This window comes from Azohydromonas sediminis, assembly GCF_003574675.1.
GTDB lineage: Bacteria > Pseudomonadota > Gammaproteobacteria > Burkholderiales > Burkholderiaceae_C > Calidifontimicrobium > Calidifontimicrobium sediminis.
On sequence record NZ_QOAZ01000047.1, the window covers coordinates 1 to 16,642 of the forward strand.

Consider the following 16,642-nt stretch of genomic DNA (forward strand, 5'->3'; position numbering starts at 1 on the left):
CTGGCGCCACAGTTGCTGGGTCTGGGCCCAACTGCGTCTGCCGCAGCCGCAAGGACTGTATGAACCGCGAAAACCCCGGCAAAACCCTGCCTCGCATCCCCGCTGCAAGCGCAGGATGCGCGAATGATCGCTTGCGGGTGCAGCCGGCGTCGACAACGCCCGCGATCAACGTCATTCGATCAACCCTCAGCGCCGATCGAATGCTTCACAGGCTCTGCGGCCCCGCCCGTTGCCACCGGGACGGGGCCGCGAGCCACTGCCAGGCCCGCGGCCTGGCGCGCGGGGCTCAGGCCGCGAGGTCGAAGCGGTCGAGGTTCATCACTTTGGTCCACGCGGCGACGAAGTCGTGCACGAACTTCGCCTCGCCGTCGCTGCTGCCGTAGACCTCGGGCAGCGCGCGCAGCTGCGCGTTCGACCCGAACACGAGGTCGACGACGGTGGCCGTCCACTTCAGCGCGCCGGTCTTGCGGTCGCGGCCTTCGAGCACGTGGGCGTCGGTGGCCGAGCGCTGCCACACCGTGCCCATGTCGAGCAGGTGGACGAAGAAGTCGTTGCTCAGCGTGCCCGGCCGCTGCGTGAACACGCCGTGCTTGGCGGCGCCGGCGTTGGCACCGAGCACGCGCAGGCCGCCGACGAGCACCGTCATCTCGGGCGCGGTCAGCGTCAGCAGCTGCGCCTTGTCGACGAGCAGCTCGGCGGCCGAAGGCTCGAGCCCCTTCTTGACGAAGTTGCGAAAGCCGTCGGCGCGCGGCTCGAGCACGGCGAACGACTCGACGTCGGTCTGCGCCTGCGACGCGTCGGTGCGCCCGGGCGCGAACGGCACCGTCACGTCGTGTCCGGCCTTCTTCGCCGCGGCCTCGATCGCGGCACCGCCGGCCAGCACGATCAGGTCGGCCAGCGAGATCCGCTTGCCGCCGGTGGCGCTGGCGTTGAACGACTTGCGGATGCCTTCGAGCGTCGCGAGCACCTGGGCCAGCTCGGCCGGCCGGTTGACTTCCCACTCCTTCTGCGGCGCCAGGCGGATGCGCGCGCCGTTGGCGCCGCCGCGCTTGTCGCTGCCGCGGAAAGTCGCCGCCGAGGCCCACGCGGTGCGCACGAGCTGGTCGATGCCGAGCCCGCTGGCGAGCACCTGCGCTTTCAGCACCGCGACGTCGTGCGCGTCGACCAGCGGGTGGTCGACCGCGGGCACCGGGTCCTGCCAGATCAGTTCTTCCTTCGGCACCAGCTTGCCGAGGTAGCGCGCACGCGGGCCCATGTCGCGGTGCGTCAGCTTGAACCACGCGCGCGCGAACGCGTCGGCGAACTCCTGCGGGTGGGCCAGGTAGCGGCGCGCGATCTTCTCGTAGGCCGGGTCGTGGCGCAGCGACAGGTCGGCCGTGGTCATGATCGGCGGGTGCTTCTTCGACGGGTCGTGCGCGTCGGGGATCAGGTGCTCGGGCCGCACGTTCTTCGCGACCCACTGGTAGGCGCCGGCCGGGCTCTTCGTGAGCTCCCACTCGTAGCCGAACAGCATTTCGAGGTAGCCCATGTCCCACCGCGTCGGGTGTGGCTTCCACGCGCCCTCGATGCCACTGGTCGTCGTGTGCGCACCCTTGCCGGTGCCGAACGCGTTCTTCCAGCCCAGCCCCTGCTCCTCGATCGGCGCGGCCTCGGGCTCGCGGCCGACGAGCTTCGGGTCGCCGGCGCCGTGGCACTTGCCGAACGTGTGGCCGCCGGCGATCAGCGCGACGGTCTCCTCGTCGTTCATCGCCATGCGGCGGAAGGTCTCGCGCACGTCGCGCGCCGAGGCGAGCGGGTCGGGCTTGCCGTTCGGGCCTTCGGGATTCACGTAGATCAGGCCCATCTGCACCGCGGCCAGTGGGGTGGCCAGCTCGCGGTCGCCGCTGTAGCGCTCGTCGCCGAGCCAGGTGGTCTCCGGACCCCAGTCGATGTCCTGCTCGGGCTCCCAGATGTCGGCGCGGCCACCGCCGAAGCCGAAGGTCTTGAAGCCCATCGACTCGAGCGCGACGTTGCCAGCGAGCACGAGCAGGTCGGCCCACGAGAGCTTGCGGCCGTACTTGCGCTTGATCGGCCACAGCAGCCGGCGTGCCTTGTCGAGGTTGGCGTTGTCGGGCCAGCTGTTCTCGGGCGCGAAGCGCTGTGCGCCGCGGCCGGCGCCGCCGCGTCCGTCGTGGATGCGGTAGGTGCCCGCGGCGTGCCAGGCCATGCGCACGAACAGCGGCCCGTAGTGGCCCCAGTCGGCGGGCCACCAGTCCTGCGAGTCGGTCATCAGCGCGCGCAGGTCGGCGACGACGGCGTCGAGGTCCAGCGTCTGGAACTCCTTGCGGTAGTCGAAGTCGGCGCCCATCGGGTTGGACTTCGCCGAGTGCTGGTGAAGGATCGCGAAGTTGAGCTGCTCGGGCCACCAGTCGCGGTTGCCCTTGGCCCCGGCTTTCGCGTGTGGCGCGGCGCTGCCGGCGTACGGGCACTTCATGTCGGTCGTCATGGCGATCTCCTGCGGTGTGCGTGAAGGGAAACGGCCGAGCCAGTCTAGGAGTCGCCCCCCGGCCGCGGCAATGCAAGCGCCTCAATCACCGCGATAGACCGGGCCGGCGCGCATCGGTTCGGTCGCAAGCGCACGTGCCGTGAACGACGCGGCTTCGCCGGGCTCGCGCCGCGGCAGCGTCACCGCCGCGACCATCGCCTCGAGCGGGCCCACCGTGACGTCGCGCGGCGGCGGACCTCGGCTCTTCCTGCGGCCGGCCGGGCATGGCAGCGACGGCGAAAAACAGTGTTTCGCGCCGGTGCTTCACGGCTGCCGTGCGGATTTGCTGCAATCGCGGGATGCACGCGTTCACGTTCCAGGCCAACCCGACGCGCGTCGTGTTCGGCGCCGGCGCGCTGCAGCAGCTCGGCGCCGAGGTCGAGCGGCTGGGTGCGCGGCGCGCGCTCGTGCTTGCCACGCCCGAGCAGGTCGACAGTGCCGAGCGCGTCGCGGCGCTGCTCGGCGGGCGCTGCGCGGGTGTGTTCGCACGCGCGGCGATGCACGTGCCGATCGAGACCGCACGCGCCGCGCGCGCCGAGGCGCAGCGCCTGGGCGCCGACTGCGCGGTGGCCATCGGCGGCGGCTCGACGACGGGGCTCGGCAAGGCGATCGCGCTCGAGTCGTCGCTGCCGATCGTCGCGATTCCGACGACCTACGCCGGCAGCGAGATGACCTCGACCTACGGCATCACCGAAGGCGGCGTCAAGAAGACCGGGCGCGACGCGCGCGTGCGCCCGAAGACGGCGATCTACGACCCCGAGCTCACGCTGACGCTGCCGCTGGCACTGACGGTGACGAGCGCGCTCAACGCGATCGCGCATGCTGCCGAGGGCCTGTACGCGCACGACGGCAACCCCGTCGTCGCGCTGATGGCCGAGGAAGGCATCCGCGCCAGTGCGGCGGCGCTCGCGCCGCTGGCGGCGAACCCGCAGGATCTCGCCGCGCGCAGCGACGCGCTGTACGGCGCCTGGCTGTGCGGCATCGTGCTCGACAGCGTCGCGATGGGGCTGCACCACAAGCTGTGCCACACGCTCGGCGGCAGCTTCGACCTGCCGCACGCGCAGACGCACACCGTCGTGCTGCCGCACGCGCTGGCCTACAACGCCGCCGCCGCGCCCGACGCGATGGCGCGCATCGCGCGCGCGCTGCACGCGGCCGACGCGACGCTGTGCGCGCCGGTGGCGGCCGACGCGCCGCTGGCGGTGCAGCGGCTGGCCGCGCGCCACGGCGCGCCGACCTCGCTCGCCGCGCTGGGCATGCGCGCCGACGGCCTCGACCGCGCGGCCGACCTGGCCGTGGCCACCCCCTACCCCAACCCGCGGCCGTTGGAACGCCACGCGCTGCGCGCGCTGCTGCAGCGCGCCTACGACGGCGCGCCGCCGGCGGCCTGAACTCGCCCGTCCACCGACCATGATCGACAAGATCGTCGCCACCTGCGCCGAAGCGCTCGCCGACGTGCCCGACGGTGCCACCGTGATGATCGGCGGCTTCGGCACCGCCGGCCAGCCCAACGAACTGATCGATGCGCTGATCGCGCAGGGCGCGAAGGACCTGACGATCGTCAACAACAACGCCGGCAACGGCGACACCGGGCTGGCGGCGCTGCTCGCGGCCGGGCGCGTGCGCAAGATCATTTGCAGCTTCCCGCGGCAGGTCGACTCGTGGCACTTCGACCGCCTGTACCGCGAAGGCAGGATCGAACTCGAGCTGGTGCCGCAAGGCAACCTCGCCGAGCGCATCCGTGCCGCCGGCGCCGGCATCGGCGGCTTCTTCACGCCCACCGGCTACGGCACCGAGCTGGCGCAGGGCAAGGAGACGCGCTTCATCGACGGCAAGTGGATGGTGCTCGAGACGCCGATCCACGCCGACTTCGCGCTGATCAAGGCCGAGCGCGGCGACCGCTGGGGCAACCTGACCTACCGCATGACGGCGCGCAACTTCGGCCCGATCATGGCGATGGCGGCGCGGGTCACGGTGGCCACGGTGCACGAGGTCGTGCCGCTGGGCGCGCTCGACCCCGAGGCCGTCGTCACGCCGGGGCTGTTCGTGCAGCGCGTCGTGCCGGTCGCGCGCACGAAGACGGGCGCCGGCGGCTTCAAGCAGGCGGCGTGAGGGGCGGGCGATGGGCAAGTGGAGCAAGGACGAGATGGCGCGGCGCGTCGCGCGCGACATCGCCGACGGCATGGTCGTGAACCTGGGCATCGGCATGCCGACGCTGGTGGCCAACCACCTCGGCGGCAAGGAGGTGATGCTGCACAGCGAGAACGGCGTCATCGGCATGGGCCCGACGCCGGCGCCCGGCGAGGAGGACTACGACCTCATCAACGCCGGCAAGCAGCCGGTCACGCTGCGGCCCGGCGGCTGCTTCTTCCACCACGCCGACAGCTTCGCGATGATGCGCGGCGGCCACCTCGACGTGTGCGTGCTCGGCGCGTTCCAGGTCTCGGGGCGCGGCGACCTCGCGAACTGGCACACCGGCGCGCCCGACGCGATCCCCGCGGTCGGCGGCGCGATGGACCTCGCGATCGGCGCGAAGAAGACCTGGGTCATGATGGAGCACACCACCAAGACCGGCGAGCCGAAGATCGTCGAGCGCTGCACCTACCCGCTGACGGGGCTGGCGTGCGTGAGCCGCATCTACACCGACCTCGCGGTGATCGACGTGACGCCCACGGGGCTGTGCGTCGTCGAGATCGCCGACGGGCTCGACTTCGACGCGCTGCAGGCGCGCACCGCGGTCGCGCTGCGGCGCTGAGCCGCCGCCGGCGGTGGCGGCCGGCGCTGACCGCGGTCAGTGCCGGAAGTGCCGCACCCCAGTGAACACCATCGCGATGCCGCGCTCGTCGGCGGCGGCGATGACTTCGTCGTCGCGCACGCTGCCGCCGGGCTGGATCACGCAGGTCGCGCCGGCGTCAACGACGACGTCGAGCCCGTCGCGGAACGGGAAGAACGCGTCGCTGGCGACCACCGAGTCCTCGAGCGACAGCCCGGCGTTCTCGGCCTTGATGCTGGCGATGCGCGCGCTGTCGATGCGGCTCATCTGTCCGGCGCCGACGCCCAGCGTCATGCCGCCCGCGCAGAACACGATCGCATTGCTCTTGACGTACTTGGCCACCGTCCACGCGAACAGCAGGTCGTCGAGCTGCTGCGGTGTGGGCTGCATCTTCGTGACGACCTTCAGGTCGGCGCGCGTGACGACGCGGTTGTCGGCGGTCTGCAGCAGCAGCCCCGAGCCGACGCGCTTGGCGTCGATCGCGTTGCGCCCGCGCGCCCAGTCGCTGTCGCCGCCGGGCGGCAGCGCGATTTCGAGCAGCCGCGTGTTCGCCTTGGCGGCGAACACGGCGCGCGCCTCGTCGCTGAAGGCCGGGGCGATCAGCACCTCGACGAACTGCTTGGCGACGCGCTTGGCGGCTTCGCCGTCGAGCGGGCGGTTGAACGCGATGATGCCGCCGAAGGCGCTCGTCGGGTCGGTCTGGAACGCCTTCGCGTACGCCTCGGCCGGCCCGCTGCCCAGCGCGACGCCGCACGGGTTGGCGTGCTTGACGATCACGCACGCCGGTGCGTCGAAGCTCTTGACGCACTCCCACGCTGCATCGGCGTCTGCGATGTTGTTGTAGCTCAGCTCCTTGCCCTGCAGCTGGCGCGCCGTCACGAGCGAGCCCGGCGCGGGCTGCAGGTCGCGGTAGAACGCGGCCTGCTGGTGCGGGTTCTCGCCGTAGCGCAGGTCCTGGACCTTGATGAAGCGGCCGTTGCTCTGCGCCGGGAACAGGCTGCGCGAGCCGTCGGGCTGCAGCGACGACAGGTAGTCGCTGATCGCCGCGTCGTAGTTGCTGATGCGGTTGAACGCCGCCACCGCGAGCCTGAAGCGCGTGGCCTCGCCGACGCGGCCGTCGGCCTGCAGCTCGGCGAGCACTTCGGCGTACTGCGACGCGTCGGTCAGCACTGCGACGTGCTTCCAGTTCTTCGCGGCGCTGCGCACCATCGCCGGACCGCCGATGTCGATGTTCTCGATCGCGTCGTCGAGCGTGCAGCCGGCCTTGGCGACGGTGGCCTCGAACGGGTAGAGGTTGATTGCCACCAGGTCGATCGTCTCGATGCCGTGCGCGGCCAGCGCGGCCATGTGCGCCGGCACGTCGCGCCGCGCGAGCAGGCCGCCGTGGATCTTCGGGTGCAGCGTCTTCACGCGCCCGTCGAGCATCTCGGGAAAGCCGGTGTGGTCGGCGACTTCGACGACGGGCAGGCCGGCGTCGGCGAGCAGCTTGGCGGTGCCGCCGGTCGACAGCAGCTTGACGCCCAGCGCGTGCAGGCCGCGCGCGAAGTCGACGATGCCGGTCTTGTCGGAAACGGAGATCAGGGCGGTGGTCATGGCGGGGCGACCGTCAGCGGTCGATCAACTTGTGGTCGAGCAGCTTGCGCCGCAGCGTGTTGCGGTTGATGCCGAGCCACTCGGCGGCCTTGCTCTGGTTGCCGTCGGCGTGCTTCATCACGACGTCGAGCAGCGGCTTCTCGACGGCGTTCATCACCATCTCGTGCATCGAGTGCGGCTCGGTGCCGCGCAGGTCGGCGAAGTACTGCTCGAGCGTGTCGCGCACGCACTGCTCGAGGGGGTGCTTGCGGCTCATGCGCGGCGCTTCAGCGAGCCGTCGTTGGCGGCGCCGTCGAACGCGGCAGCGAGGTCCGTCCCCAGCGGCCAGTGCCCGTGGCGCTCGCCGAGCTCGTCGAGCCAGTCGGCCACCGCGCGCCACTGCGCGTCGGCGGTGTCGATCGCATTGATGCGCTGGCGGAACTCCTCGCCGCCGGGCAGCGCGCGCACCGCCCAGCCGATGTGCTTGCGCGCGCTCCTCACGCCGCTGGCCTCGCCGTACAGCGTGTAGTGGTCGTGCAGGTGCTCGAGCAGCCACTGCCGCGCCTGCGCGACGGCGGGCGGCGCGCGGTGCGTGCCGGTGGCCAGGTAGTGCGCGACGTCGCCGAAGATCCACGGCCGGCCCTGGGCGGCGCGGCCGATCATCACGGCGTCGGCCCCGGTGTGGTCGAGCACCGCCACCGCCTTCTCGGGCGAGTCGATGTCGCCGTTGGCCACCACCGGGATCTGCAGCGCCGCCTTGACTGCCGCGATCGTGTCGTACTCGGCGTGCCCGCCGTAGCCCTGCTCGCGCGTGCGGCCGTGCACCGTCACCAGCGCGACGCCGCTGTCTTGCGCGCGGCGCGCGATCGCCAGCGCGTTGCGCTCGCTCGCGCACCAGCCGGTGCGCATCTTCAGCGTCACCGGCACGCCGCGCCGCGCACACGCGGCGACGACGGCGTCGACGATGCGCGCGGCCAGCGATTCGTCCTTCATCAGCGCCGAGCCGGCCCACACGTTGCAGACCTTCTTCGCCGGGCAGCCCATGTTGATGTCGACGATCTGCGCGCCGCGCTCGATGTTGTACAGCGCCGCGTCGGCCATCTCGGCGGGGTCGACGCCGGCGATCTGCACCGCGATCGGCCCCGGCTCGCCGGCGTGGTCGGCGCGGCGCGACGTCTTCAGGCTCGTCCACAGCTCGCGCTTGCTCGTGACCATTTCGCTCACGGCGTGGTGCGCCCCGAGGCGGCTGCACAGCACGCGAAACGGCCGGTCGGTCACGCCAGCCATCGGCGCGACGACGAGCGACACCGCGCGCGGCGCGCGCAGGTCGACAGCCATCACGGCCGGCAGCTCCACGTTGCCGATTTTCATCGCGGGGGAGGGTGGGGGAGGTGCTGAAAAAGGAGGCAAAAGTATAGCCCTCGGTCTGCCAGGGAGAATGCCGGCGATGGACCAACCTTGGGTGCAAACGCTGCTGGCGTGGCTCGCGCTGCCCGAGTACGGGCTGAGCACCGTGTTCGTGATGTCGCTGCTGTCGGCGACGCTGTTGCCGATGGCCAGCGTGCCGTTCGTCTACGGCCTCGTCGAGCTGAACCCGTCGCTGTTCTGGCCGGCGCTGATCGTGGCCACCGCGGGCAACACGGCCGGCGGCGTGGTCACGTACTGGATGGGCTGGGGTGCCGAGCGCGCGTACGAAAAGGTCGCGCAGCGCGCGCCGCGCGAGGCGCGCGCGCTCGCGTGGCTGCAGCGCTGGGGGCCGCCGGCGTGCCTGCTGTCGTGGCTGCCCTTCGTCGGCGACCCGCTGTGCGGCGTCGCGGGCTGGCTGCGGCTGCCGTTCTGGCCGTGCGTGGCCTACATGGCGATCGGCAAGTTCGCGCGCTACCTGGTCTACGTCGGCGGCCTCGTGTGGGCGTTCCCGTGGGCCACCGGCAGTTGAGCGGCCGGCGCCGCAGAATGCCGCGATGGACACCGCCACGCCTGCCTACGACGCGCTGTGCGCGCGCCACCTGCGTCTGCACCGCCTCGCTCACCTGCAGGCCATCGCCGGCTGGGACCGCGCGGCGTGGATGCCGCCCAAGGGCAGCGAGGCGCGCGCCGCGGCGCTGGCCGAGCTGGCCGCACTGCTGCACGGCCTGCGCACCGACGCCGCAGTCGGCGAGTTGATCGCGCGCGCGCACGACGAACCGCTGTCGGACATGCAGCGCGCCAACCTGCGCGAGATGCGCCGCGACTGGCGGCAGGCCACCGCGCTGCCGGCAGCGCTCGTGCAGCGGCGCGAGCTGGCCACCGCGCGCTGCGAGCACGCGTGGCGCACGCAGCGCCCGGCCAACGACTGGGCCGGCTTCGTCGCGAACTTCCGCGAGGTGCTCGCCGTGGCGCGCGAGGAGGCGACGCTGCTCGCCGAAGCGACGGGCCTGTCGCGCTACGACGCGCTGATGGACCGCTTCGAGCCGGGCATGACGGGCGCCGTCGTGGACCGCCTGTTCGGCGACCTGCGCCAGTGGCTGCCCGGGCTGATCGGGCGCGTGCGCGAGCGCCAGGCCGCCGGGCGCGTGCTCGTGCCGCGCGGGCCGTTCCCGCTCGACGCGCAGCGGCGGCTGTGCGAGCGCGTGATGCGCCGGCTGGGCTTCGACTTCGACGCCGGTCGGCTCGACGTCAGCGCGCACCCGTTCTGCGGCGGCGTGCCCGAGGACGTGCGCATCACGACGCGATTCCGCGACGACGACTTCCTCGGCAGCCTGATGGGCACGATCCACGAAACGGGCCACGCGCGCTACGAGCAGAACCTGCCGCGCGAGTGGCTCGGCCAGCCGGTGGCGTGGGCGCGCTCGATGGCGATCCACGAGAGCCAGTCGCTCGCGTTCGAGATGCAGCTGGCGGCGCACCCGGGCTTCGTGTCGTGGCTGGCGCCGGTGCTGGCCGAGACGTTCGGCGCGCAGGACGCGTTCGCGCCCGACAACCTGCAGCGGCTGCTCACGCGCGTCGAGCCGGGGCGCATCCGCGTCGACGCCGACGAGCTCACGTACCCGGCGCACGTGATCGTGCGCTACGAGATCGAGCGGCTGCTGATCGAAGGCGAGATCGAGGCCGACGACATCACGGCGCTGTGGGACGCGAAGATGGCCGAGCTGCTCGGCATCGACACGCGCGGCGACTTCCGCGACGGGCCGCTGCAGGACGTGCACTGGCCCGAGGGCCTGTTCGGCTACTTCCCGTGCTACACGCTGGGCGCGATGTACGCCGCGCAGTGGTTCGCCGCGATGCGCCGCGAGCACCCCGACCTCGACGCGCGCATCGCCGCCGGCGACCTGCAGCCGGTGTTCGACTGGCTGCAGCGCCACGTCTGGAGCCAGGCGAGCTTCTGGCCCACCGACGAACTCGCGCGCCGCGCGAGCGGCGAGGCGCTGAACCCGGCGCATTACCGCGCGCACCTCGAGGCGCGCTACCTAGGCTGAGCCTCGCGCGGTCGGCGCGATCGGCTGGGGTCAGGCCCGCACGGGGGGCGGCAGTGCGCGCTCGAGGTCGGCGAGCACCTGCTCGAGCCGCCTGAGCGCGCGCACGGTGCGCCCGCGCGCGAGCGGGCGGCGGCCGACGAGGTGGCGCTTCGCGTCGTCGAGCGCGCCTTCGTCGATCGCGATGCCGTGGCGCGCGAGCACCGGGCCCAGCGTCGCGCGGCGCGCGCGCAGGTCGGCACGCGTCTGCTGGTACGCGTGCTCGGCCACGACGCGGCGCTGCGAGTAGCTGAAGATGTTGGCGAGGAACATCTCGGGGTCGCGCTGGTCGGGCTCGAACAGCACGATGTCGACGTGCGGGTGGCTCGTCTCGTAGCCCTTCATGCCCAGCTCGAGGCGCGAGTGGATCAGCGAGCGGAAGGTCTGGCTCAGCACCACCGGCAGCCCGCCGTCGACGAGGCGCGGGATGCGCTCGTCGCCGCTGGCCAGCGTGCGCGTGTGCGGCGCCTGCGACGCGTCAAAGGGCACCAGCGGGTTCAGGCACAGCACCAAGTCGACGCCGCGGTCGAGCAGCACGCGGGTGTGCAGCGTCTTCTTCAGCGCGCCGTCGACGTAGTGCCGCGAGCCGATCTTGACCGGCGGGAACAGCCCCGGCAGCGCGGCGCTGGCCTGCACGGCCTGCGAGATCGGCACGTGGTCCCAGCCGGGCAGGCCGAACGGCGCCGACTCGCCGCTGTCGAGGTCGGTCGCGACGATGATCAGCTGGCGCGCGAGGCGCCGGAAGTCGTTGCTGCGCCCGTCGGCGTCGAACACGCGGCGCATCTGCGCCTCCAGCGGCGCGTTGCTGAACACGCCGGTGGGCAGCGCGCGGCCGAGCCGCTCGAACGCCGACAGCAGCGAGCGCCCCTTGAACGCGTAGCGCCAGCCGGCCTGCGCGACCAGCGCCGGCACCGACGCCAGCCGCTGCAGGTACTCGCCCCAGGCCGGGTGGACGAACGCGGTCGGCGACACCTCGAAGCCGGCGTCGGCGTCGTTCTCGATGAAGGCGCGGCACATCTGCCGCGGCGTGATGCCGTTGGCCAGCCCGGCGGCGATGAACGAGCCCGCCGACACGCCGATGTAGCCGTCGAGCGCGTTGAGGTCGAGGCCGAGCAGCGACTCCTCGAAAGCGCACAGCGCACCGATCTCGTAGATCGCCCCCAGCGGCCCGCCGCCGGCCAGCGCGAGGCCGATGCGCGGGGCGTGCGGGGTGCGGCGGGTCGCCATGATGCGCAGTCTACGGCCGGCCGTATCACCGGCAGTGGGCCGCGACGTCTAAAACGGCGCGTCTATTCCGGCGACCGCACCGACCCCACGCGGGCCGCGGCCTCGCTGCTGCGCGGCCGCCATTCGATACTGGATTGCAGCAAGTCGCGCAGCAGCGCCTGCGACGGCGCAGCGCGCGCGCCGTCCCAGTGCTGCGGGCGGCCCTCGTCGAGGTAGCAGCGCCAGCACATCTCCATTTGCACCGCGTGCACGCCGTCGTGCGGGCTGCCGTAGGCGCGCGTGATGTGGCCGCCCTTGAAGCGGCCGTCGACGACGTGATCGAACACGGCGACGTGGCGCTGCAGCACGTCGGTCAGCCGTTCGCGCAGCGACGGCGCGCAGCTCGCGCCGCCGGCAGTGCCGAGGTTGAGCGCCGGCAGCCGCCCCGTGAACAGCCATGGCAGCTGCGAGCGGATGCTGTGGCCGTCGAACAGCACGGCGTGGCCGTACCGCGCCTTCACGCGCGCGAGCTCGGCGGCCAGTGCGTCGTGGTACGGCTGCCAGTAGTGCGCGACGCGCGCCTGCACCTCGGCCGCGTCGGGCTCGGCGCCGGCACGGTACGGCGGCTCGCCGGTGAAGAACGTGCGCGGCACGAGGCCCGTGTTGTTCGCGCCGGGGTCCATCGGCGCGTCGTCGCGCGGGCGGTTGAGGTCGATCAGGTAGCGGCTGTGGCGCGCCGTGATCAGCGTCGCGCCGAGCTCGCGCGCGGCGTCGTGCAGGCGCTCGAGGTGCCGGTAGGTGTCTTCGACGTCGAGCGCGCGCGGCACCAGCTGCTCGCGCAGCCAGCCGGGCAGGTCGCGCCCGCAGTGCCGTACGCTGACGACGAGCGGCGTCGTGCCGCGGTGCAGCGTGAACACGGCGCCGGCGGGCGGGGCGACATCGGCCAGGCGCCGATCGTCAGCCGGCGGCGGCTGGCTATGCTCGCGCATGGCCACGCCCCGCACGCTGCTGATCGTCTACCACTCGCACACCGGCGGCACCGCGCAGATGGCACGCGCCGCGGCAGAGGCCGCCGCCGCGGCCGAGCCGGCGCTCGCGGTGCGGCTGCAGCGCGCCGTCGACACCGGCCCCGCCGACGTGCTCGCCGCCGAAGGCTACCTTTTCGCGACGCCCGAGATGCTGGCCGCGATGGCCGGGCCGATGAAGGACTTCTTCGACCGCTGTTACTACCCAGTGCTCGGCCGCGTCGAGGGCCGCCCGTACGCGGCGCTGGTGTGCGCCGGCAGCGACGGCACGGGGGCCGCGCGACAGCTCCAGCGCATGGCTACCGGCTGGCGGCTGCGCGCGGTGGCATCGCCGCTCGTCGTGTGCACGCACGCGCAAACACCCGAGGCGATCGTGGCGCCCAAGCGCATCGGCGAGGAGGACCTCGGGCGATGTGCCGAACTCGGCGCGGCGCTGGCCAGCGGCATCGCGCTGGGCGTGTTCTGAACGCGCAACGGCCTTCGATTGACTCAGTCGCGTGGCGCCGTGCGCGCGCGGCGTCGTCGCCGGTCGCTCGCTGCGGCCGCGCCGGCCCAGCCCATCACGGCGGCGATCAGGGTCGCCACCGTGCCGGGGACCGGCACGGTGCGCACGTCGCGCTGCCAATCGATGATGCGGCCGTCCTGGCGGGTGTAGCCGGCGTTGGCGTCGCCGGTGAGGTAGACGAACTCGTTGACGTTGTCGAACAGCCGCACATAGAAAGGCACCGACACCGGCTCGTCGGTCGGCACGGCGAGCCGGCACTCGAGCGACGGCTTGCACTGCCCGACGACGATGCCGGTCGGTTCACCCTCCCCGTCGCGGCCGAGGAGCTGCGCGAACGCATCGGTGGGAACGAGACCCGGCCGGTAGGCGAGGTCGGTGCTCACGTAGTCCAGCAGCCGCAGCACTGTCACGCCGGGGTCTCGGGGCGTGGCGACTGCGTCCAGCGTGACCGTGATCTGTCCCGTGCGGCCGGCCAGCGGACCGAGGTCGCCATAGTGCACCGTGAACGTGTGGTCGACCCATGCTGCCTGTGCAGGCAGGAACGAGAGCGCGAACACCGCGGCACACAGTGCGCGTGCCATGGCCTTTGAGGTGCAGGGGCGCATCGTCACTGCTCGCCCTCCGGTTCGGGTCCGCCGGGACGGACGACACCGCGATGGCGTCGCCAATCCTGTTAACGATCAACGATACCGTCGCAGCGCGGCGCCGGCAACCTGCTGGCGCCGCCGCACGCTCCGCGGTCAGCGGCGGCGCGGCCACGCCAGCCGTGGTCCCCGATCAGGCGTCCGTCGACGTCGCGCGGCCTGCGCGGCGCGACCAGCCCAGCAGCCCGAGGCCGGTCAGCGCCATCGCCAGCGTCGCGGGCGCGGGCACGGCGTTCGTGGCGACCGTGATGCGGAAGGTGTCGCCGACGGTCAGGCCGGCCAGCGACAGCGTCCAGTCGGTCTTCGACGACGGCGGCCCGAACGCGTCGCCCACCTCGACGCCGAGGAACTCCGGCGCGGCGAAGTAGACGTTGGCGAAGTCGCTCCCGACGACGATGCGGTCGATGCTGCCGCCGAACTGCGGCGTCACGGAACCGATGCTCTGGAAGCTCGCGCCGTGCAGCGCGAAGCCCAGCACGTCGAAGCCGGTGCCGGGCGCGAGCAGCACCGCGTCGAAGGCCAGCGGTGCGAGCAGGTCGTCCGCCTCGACGCGGAAGGTCAGCGTGACCGGGGCGGTGTTGCGGAAGTCGACGTCGAAGGACAGCTGGCCGGGTGCGCTGAAATCGGTGACGGCGGTCGCGCCGACCGTCTGCGACTGCATCAGCACCAGCGCCGAGGCCGGCGCGGCGGCCGCCGCCAGTGCGGCGGCCAGTGCGAGGGAGTGGAGTCTCATGATCATGGTTCGAGGGTCCTGACGAGAAGGATGCTCACAGCGTGCCGCGTTCCCACGGGCCCGTGATGGCCAGCGTGATCCCGGGGGTGTAGAGGTTGACGAACAGCACGCGGCCGTCGGGGCTGAACACGCATCCGGCCCACTCGGTGTTGCGACGGTCGCCGGCGAGCGAGCCGCTCTTGCCCACGGCGGTCAGCTGCGCGCTGGTGAAGTTGAAGTTGTGCTTCGCGAACACGTAGCTGCTGCCGTTGGGGTGCAGCACCTTCAGGTGTTGCGACGTGATCGCCGGCACGTTGCCCGGCCCGCTGGTGCCGCCGTCCTCGCAGAACATCAGGCCCCCGCGCGGGCTGATGCAGATGTTGTCGGGCGAATTGCCGACCTGCAGGCTGTTGCTGACGAAGATGGCCTTGAGCGTCATCGACGCCAGGTGCAGCGCCCAGATGCGCCCGGCGCGCGCGCCCGGCGCACTGGTGCTGACCTGCTTGTCGGTGAAGTACACGACGCCGTTGGCGACCCAGCAACCTTCGTTCGCGCCGAACGTCGCCGCACCGTTGGCCCAGGCTTGGAGGAACGGGCCGCTCATCGAGACGTTGCTGCCGGTGGCCGACGAGAACACGGTCGCACCATCGAGGTCGGGATTGGCGATGTCGACCCACTCGCAGACGTACTCCTGGCACAGCGTGGTCATGCGCAGGTCGGCATTCGCCACGCCGCGCACCGCCAGCCCCTGCAGCGTGCCGCCGGCGTGCAGCGAATCCAGTCCGCCTTGCAGGTTGTGCGGGCGGAAGCGCTACAGCGTGTTCGCGTTGCCCTGGTCTTCGGTCAGGTACCAGTAGCCGGTTTCGGGGTCGAGCGCGCTGGCCTCGTGCGCCATGCGGCCCATCGCGACGATGGGTTCGGGGTTGGCGGCGCGCACGCTGATGTCGGCGGGCACCTCGAAGATGTAGCCGTGCCGCTTGCCCGTCGAGCTGACGTTGTTGGAGCGGATCTCCTCGTTGCTCAGCCACGAGCCCCACGTCGTCGCGCCGCCGGCGCAGGGCCGATTGAGGCCGCCGAGACTGGCAAAGCTGCCGACCCAGTTGCCGTCGCGCCAGACCAGGTTGGTGTTGCCGCCGATCTGGTACACGCCCCCCGTCGTGCCGGTGTCGTACTTGCTGACGCTGCTGCGCCCTGCGCCGACGATGTTGGCGGCGTTGCTGCTGGTCGAGCGCTCGTGGTTGCGCACGAGGATGATTTCCTGACTGCGGCCGACGCGGCGCGAGACGACGACGCCCATGCCGTCGTGTGCGCCCGGCGTGACCAGGCCGTCGGACATCGTGTCGCCGGTCCAGCCGTAGCTCTTGTAGCTGAAGCCCGGCGGCAGCTCGATCAGCGGCAGCCCGGTGCTCAGGTCGGCGACGGGTGCCGTCGGGCCGTAGGGGCTGTCGATCAGGCCGGAGGCGGTGGCCGCCTGGCACGACGGTGCGACCGAGGCTTCGGCGATGCGCGTGGCCAGCGCGGCGATCGGGCCGCCAAAGGCTGCAGCGACGGCGGCACCGCTGCCCTGCAGCAGCCGACGGCGCGAAAAATCGGGGTTCTGTGAGGACATGCACGCTCCTGGTGATTGACATCGGAGCGTGATGCTGTCGGTGATTGGTGAAGCGGCTATGACACGCCCGACCGGCGATGCCCGCGTTCAAGGGGAAGCCCGCCGCATCGGCGCGCGATGACCAAAGGGGTGACGGGGCCTGAGAGCGTGAGAGTTTTTCGTCCGCTGCCCTCGTGCTGGCATGTCTCTGGCTTGCTGTTGGGCATGAGCGATCCGAAGCACCAAGACAGCGTGGCCGGGGTTTTGTTCGAGGACTTGGTGCGCGTCGATGAGCAAGCGGTGCAGGCCGCCGCGCAAGCGCGAGCCGTTGCGCTGCGCGCGCAGCCGCCGCGGCTGCTGCAGCCCAACCGCAAGCAGATCGAACTGCGAGCATCGGACCTGGAGTCGCTGCTGGGCGAGGATCACCGAGCGCGGCTGGTATGGGGCTACGTCGAGCGGCAGGACCTGAGCCGGCTGACCGATGCGATCAAGGCGCGCGGCAGCAACGCCGGACGCGCGGCGATCGACCCGCGCATCCTGTTTGCGCTGTGGCTGTACGCCACGCTCGAAGGCGTGGGCAGTGGACGCGAGCTGGCGCGGCT

At 72.0% G+C, this 16,642-nt stretch carries 16 protein-coding genes and 1 pseudogene; 7 read left to right on the forward strand and 10 right to left on the reverse strand.

The window, feature by feature from the left end:
- Nucleotides 1-286: 286 nt before the first annotated feature.
- Nucleotides 287-2,485 carry a catalase/peroxidase HPI gene (gene katG / locus DRV96_RS16515; protein WP_119293193.1) on the reverse strand — a complete coding sequence of 733 codons (2,199 nt, stop codon included), beginning with the start codon at nt 2,483-2,485 and terminating at the stop codon, nt 287-289.
- Between the two features lie 81 nt (nt 2,486-2,566).
- Entirely contained in the window at nt 2,567-2,698 is a 132-nt protein-coding gene (locus DRV96_RS18735; protein WP_259371670.1) for a hypothetical protein, read from the reverse strand.
- A 125-nt stretch (nt 2,699-2,823) separates the two neighbouring features.
- Between DRV96_RS18735 and DRV96_RS16520 the strand changes: the two genes are divergently transcribed.
- Genes DRV96_RS16520 through DRV96_RS16530 form a run of 3 tightly spaced genes read left to right on the forward strand, consistent with a single transcriptional unit; the run spans nt 2,824 to nt 5,279 of the window.
- The gene (locus DRV96_RS16520) at nt 2,824-3,915 is read left to right on the forward strand and encodes a maleylacetate reductase (RefSeq protein ID WP_119293195.1); all 1,092 of its coding nucleotides are present in this window, start codon (nt 2,824-2,826) and stop codon (nt 3,913-3,915) included.
- Between the two features lie 19 nt (nt 3,916-3,934).
- A complete protein-coding gene (locus DRV96_RS16525) occupies nt 3,935-4,636 on the forward strand; it encodes a 3-oxoacid CoA-transferase subunit A (protein WP_119293197.1) in 702 nt (233 codons plus the stop codon).
- A gap of 10 nt (nt 4,637-4,646) precedes the next feature.
- Nucleotides 4,647-5,279: a 3-oxoacid CoA-transferase subunit B gene (locus tag DRV96_RS16530; protein WP_119293199.1), complete on the forward strand. Its 633-nt coding sequence runs from the start codon at nt 4,647-4,649 to the stop codon at nt 5,277-5,279.
- A gap of 36 nt (nt 5,280-5,315) precedes the next feature.
- Here DRV96_RS16530 and purH read toward each other — a convergent pair whose 3' ends face one another.
- From purH to dusB, 3 genes are read right to left on the reverse strand one after another with little or no spacing between them, the layout of a single operon-like run.
- Entirely contained in the window at nt 5,316-6,890 is a 1,575-nt protein-coding gene (gene purH, locus DRV96_RS16535; RefSeq protein WP_119293201.1) for a bifunctional phosphoribosylaminoimidazolecarboxamide formyltransferase/IMP cyclohydrolase, read from the reverse strand.
- A gap of 13 nt (nt 6,891-6,903) precedes the next feature.
- Nucleotides 6,904-7,146, reverse strand: coding sequence for a Fis family transcriptional regulator (locus DRV96_RS16540; RefSeq protein WP_119293203.1), 243 nt, complete (start codon nt 7,144-7,146; stop codon nt 6,904-6,906).
- Entirely contained in the window at nt 7,143-8,240 is a 1,098-nt protein-coding gene (dusB, locus tag DRV96_RS16545; RefSeq protein WP_419187064.1) for a tRNA dihydrouridine synthase DusB, read from the reverse strand. Before dusB ends, DRV96_RS16540 begins: the two co-directional genes overlap by 4 nt.
- Before the next feature lie 76 nt (nt 8,241-8,316).
- Here dusB and DRV96_RS16550 point away from each other — a divergent pair, with 76 nt between their 5' ends.
- Together DRV96_RS16550 and DRV96_RS16555 are read left to right on the forward strand one after the other, a co-directional pair.
- Nucleotides 8,317-8,805 carry a YqaA family protein gene (locus DRV96_RS16550; RefSeq protein ID WP_119293205.1) on the forward strand — a complete coding sequence of 163 codons (489 nt, stop codon included), beginning with the start codon at nt 8,317-8,319 and terminating at the stop codon, nt 8,803-8,805.
- Between the two features lie 25 nt (nt 8,806-8,830).
- A complete protein-coding gene (locus DRV96_RS16555; protein ID WP_119293207.1) occupies nt 8,831-10,324 on the forward strand; it encodes a carboxypeptidase M32 in 1,494 nt (497 codons plus the stop codon).
- 30 nt (nt 10,325-10,354) lie between these two features.
- On the opposite strand, the gene DRV96_RS16560 is transcribed toward DRV96_RS16555, so the two are convergent.
- Nucleotides 10,355-11,587: a patatin-like phospholipase family protein gene (locus DRV96_RS16560; protein ID WP_119293210.1), complete on the reverse strand. Its 1,233-nt coding sequence runs from the start codon at nt 11,585-11,587 to the stop codon at nt 10,355-10,357.
- A 62-nt stretch (nt 11,588-11,649) separates the two neighbouring features.
- Nucleotides 11,650-12,483 carry an N-formylglutamate deformylase gene (gene hutG, locus DRV96_RS16565; protein ID WP_235823451.1) on the reverse strand — a complete coding sequence of 278 codons (834 nt, stop codon included), beginning with the start codon at nt 12,481-12,483 and terminating at the stop codon, nt 11,650-11,652.
- A gap of 70 nt (nt 12,484-12,553) precedes the next feature.
- Between hutG and DRV96_RS16570 the strand changes: the two genes are divergently transcribed.
- Nucleotides 12,554-13,057 (forward strand): flavodoxin family protein, encoded by a 504-nt coding sequence (locus DRV96_RS16570; RefSeq protein WP_119293214.1) that lies wholly within the window; start codon nt 12,554-12,556, stop codon nt 13,055-13,057.
- Nucleotides 13,058-13,080: 23 nt separating this feature from the next.
- Here the strand turns inward: DRV96_RS16570 and DRV96_RS16575 are convergent, their stop codons facing one another.
- From DRV96_RS16575 to DRV96_RS16585, 3 genes and pseudogenes are all read right to left on the reverse strand, one after another.
- Nucleotides 13,081-13,707: a hypothetical protein gene (locus DRV96_RS16575; protein ID WP_162911114.1), complete on the reverse strand. Its 627-nt coding sequence runs from the start codon at nt 13,705-13,707 to the stop codon at nt 13,081-13,083.
- Nucleotides 13,708-13,873: 166 nt separating this feature from the next.
- Nucleotides 13,874-14,473: a PEP-CTERM sorting domain-containing protein gene (locus tag DRV96_RS16580; protein WP_162911115.1), complete on the reverse strand. Its 600-nt coding sequence runs from the start codon at nt 14,471-14,473 to the stop codon at nt 13,874-13,876.
- A gap of 34 nt (nt 14,474-14,507) precedes the next feature.
- Nucleotides 14,508-16,061, reverse strand: a pseudogene (locus DRV96_RS16585) (PhoX family protein).
- Between the two features lie 204 nt (nt 16,062-16,265).
- Between DRV96_RS16585 and DRV96_RS16590 the strand changes: the two are divergent.
- Nucleotides 16,266-16,642 (forward strand): transposase (locus DRV96_RS16590; protein WP_473199550.1); only part of this gene is annotated, 377 nt, incomplete at its 3' end.

Coding starts and splice junctions, on each gene's coding strand:
- DRV96_RS16580 (WP_162911115.1), bottom strand. CDS start 14,473: ATGAGACTCCACTCCCTCGCACTGGCCGCCGCACTGGCGGCGGCCGCC.
- katG (WP_119293193.1), bottom strand. CDS start 2,485: ATGACGACCGACATGAAGTGCCCGTACGCCGGCAGCGCCGCGCCACAC.
- dusB (WP_419187064.1), bottom strand. CDS start 8,240: ATGAAAATCGGCAACGTGGAGCTGCCGGCCGTGATGGCTGTCGACCTG.
- DRV96_RS16540 (WP_119293203.1), bottom strand. CDS start 7,146: ATGAGCCGCAAGCACCCCCTCGAGCAGTGCGTGCGCGACACGCTCGAG.
- DRV96_RS16560 (WP_119293210.1), bottom strand. CDS start 11,587: ATGGCGACCCGCCGCACCCCGCACGCCCCGCGCATCGGCCTCGCGCTG.
- DRV96_RS16555 (WP_119293207.1), top strand. CDS start 8,831: ATGGACACCGCCACGCCTGCCTACGACGCGCTGTGCGCGCGCCACCTG.
- DRV96_RS16530 (WP_119293199.1), top strand. CDS start 4,647: ATGGGCAAGTGGAGCAAGGACGAGATGGCGCGGCGCGTCGCGCGCGAC.
- DRV96_RS16550 (WP_119293205.1), top strand. CDS start 8,317: ATGGACCAACCTTGGGTGCAAACGCTGCTGGCGTGGCTCGCGCTGCCC.
- purH (WP_119293201.1), bottom strand. CDS start 6,890: ATGACCACCGCCCTGATCTCCGTTTCCGACAAGACCGGCATCGTCGAC.
- DRV96_RS16525 (WP_119293197.1), top strand. CDS start 3,935: ATGATCGACAAGATCGTCGCCACCTGCGCCGAAGCGCTCGCCGACGTG.
- DRV96_RS16570 (WP_119293214.1), top strand. CDS start 12,554: ATGGCCACGCCCCGCACGCTGCTGATCGTCTACCACTCGCACACCGGC.
- DRV96_RS16520 (WP_119293195.1), top strand. CDS start 2,824: ATGCACGCGTTCACGTTCCAGGCCAACCCGACGCGCGTCGTGTTCGGC.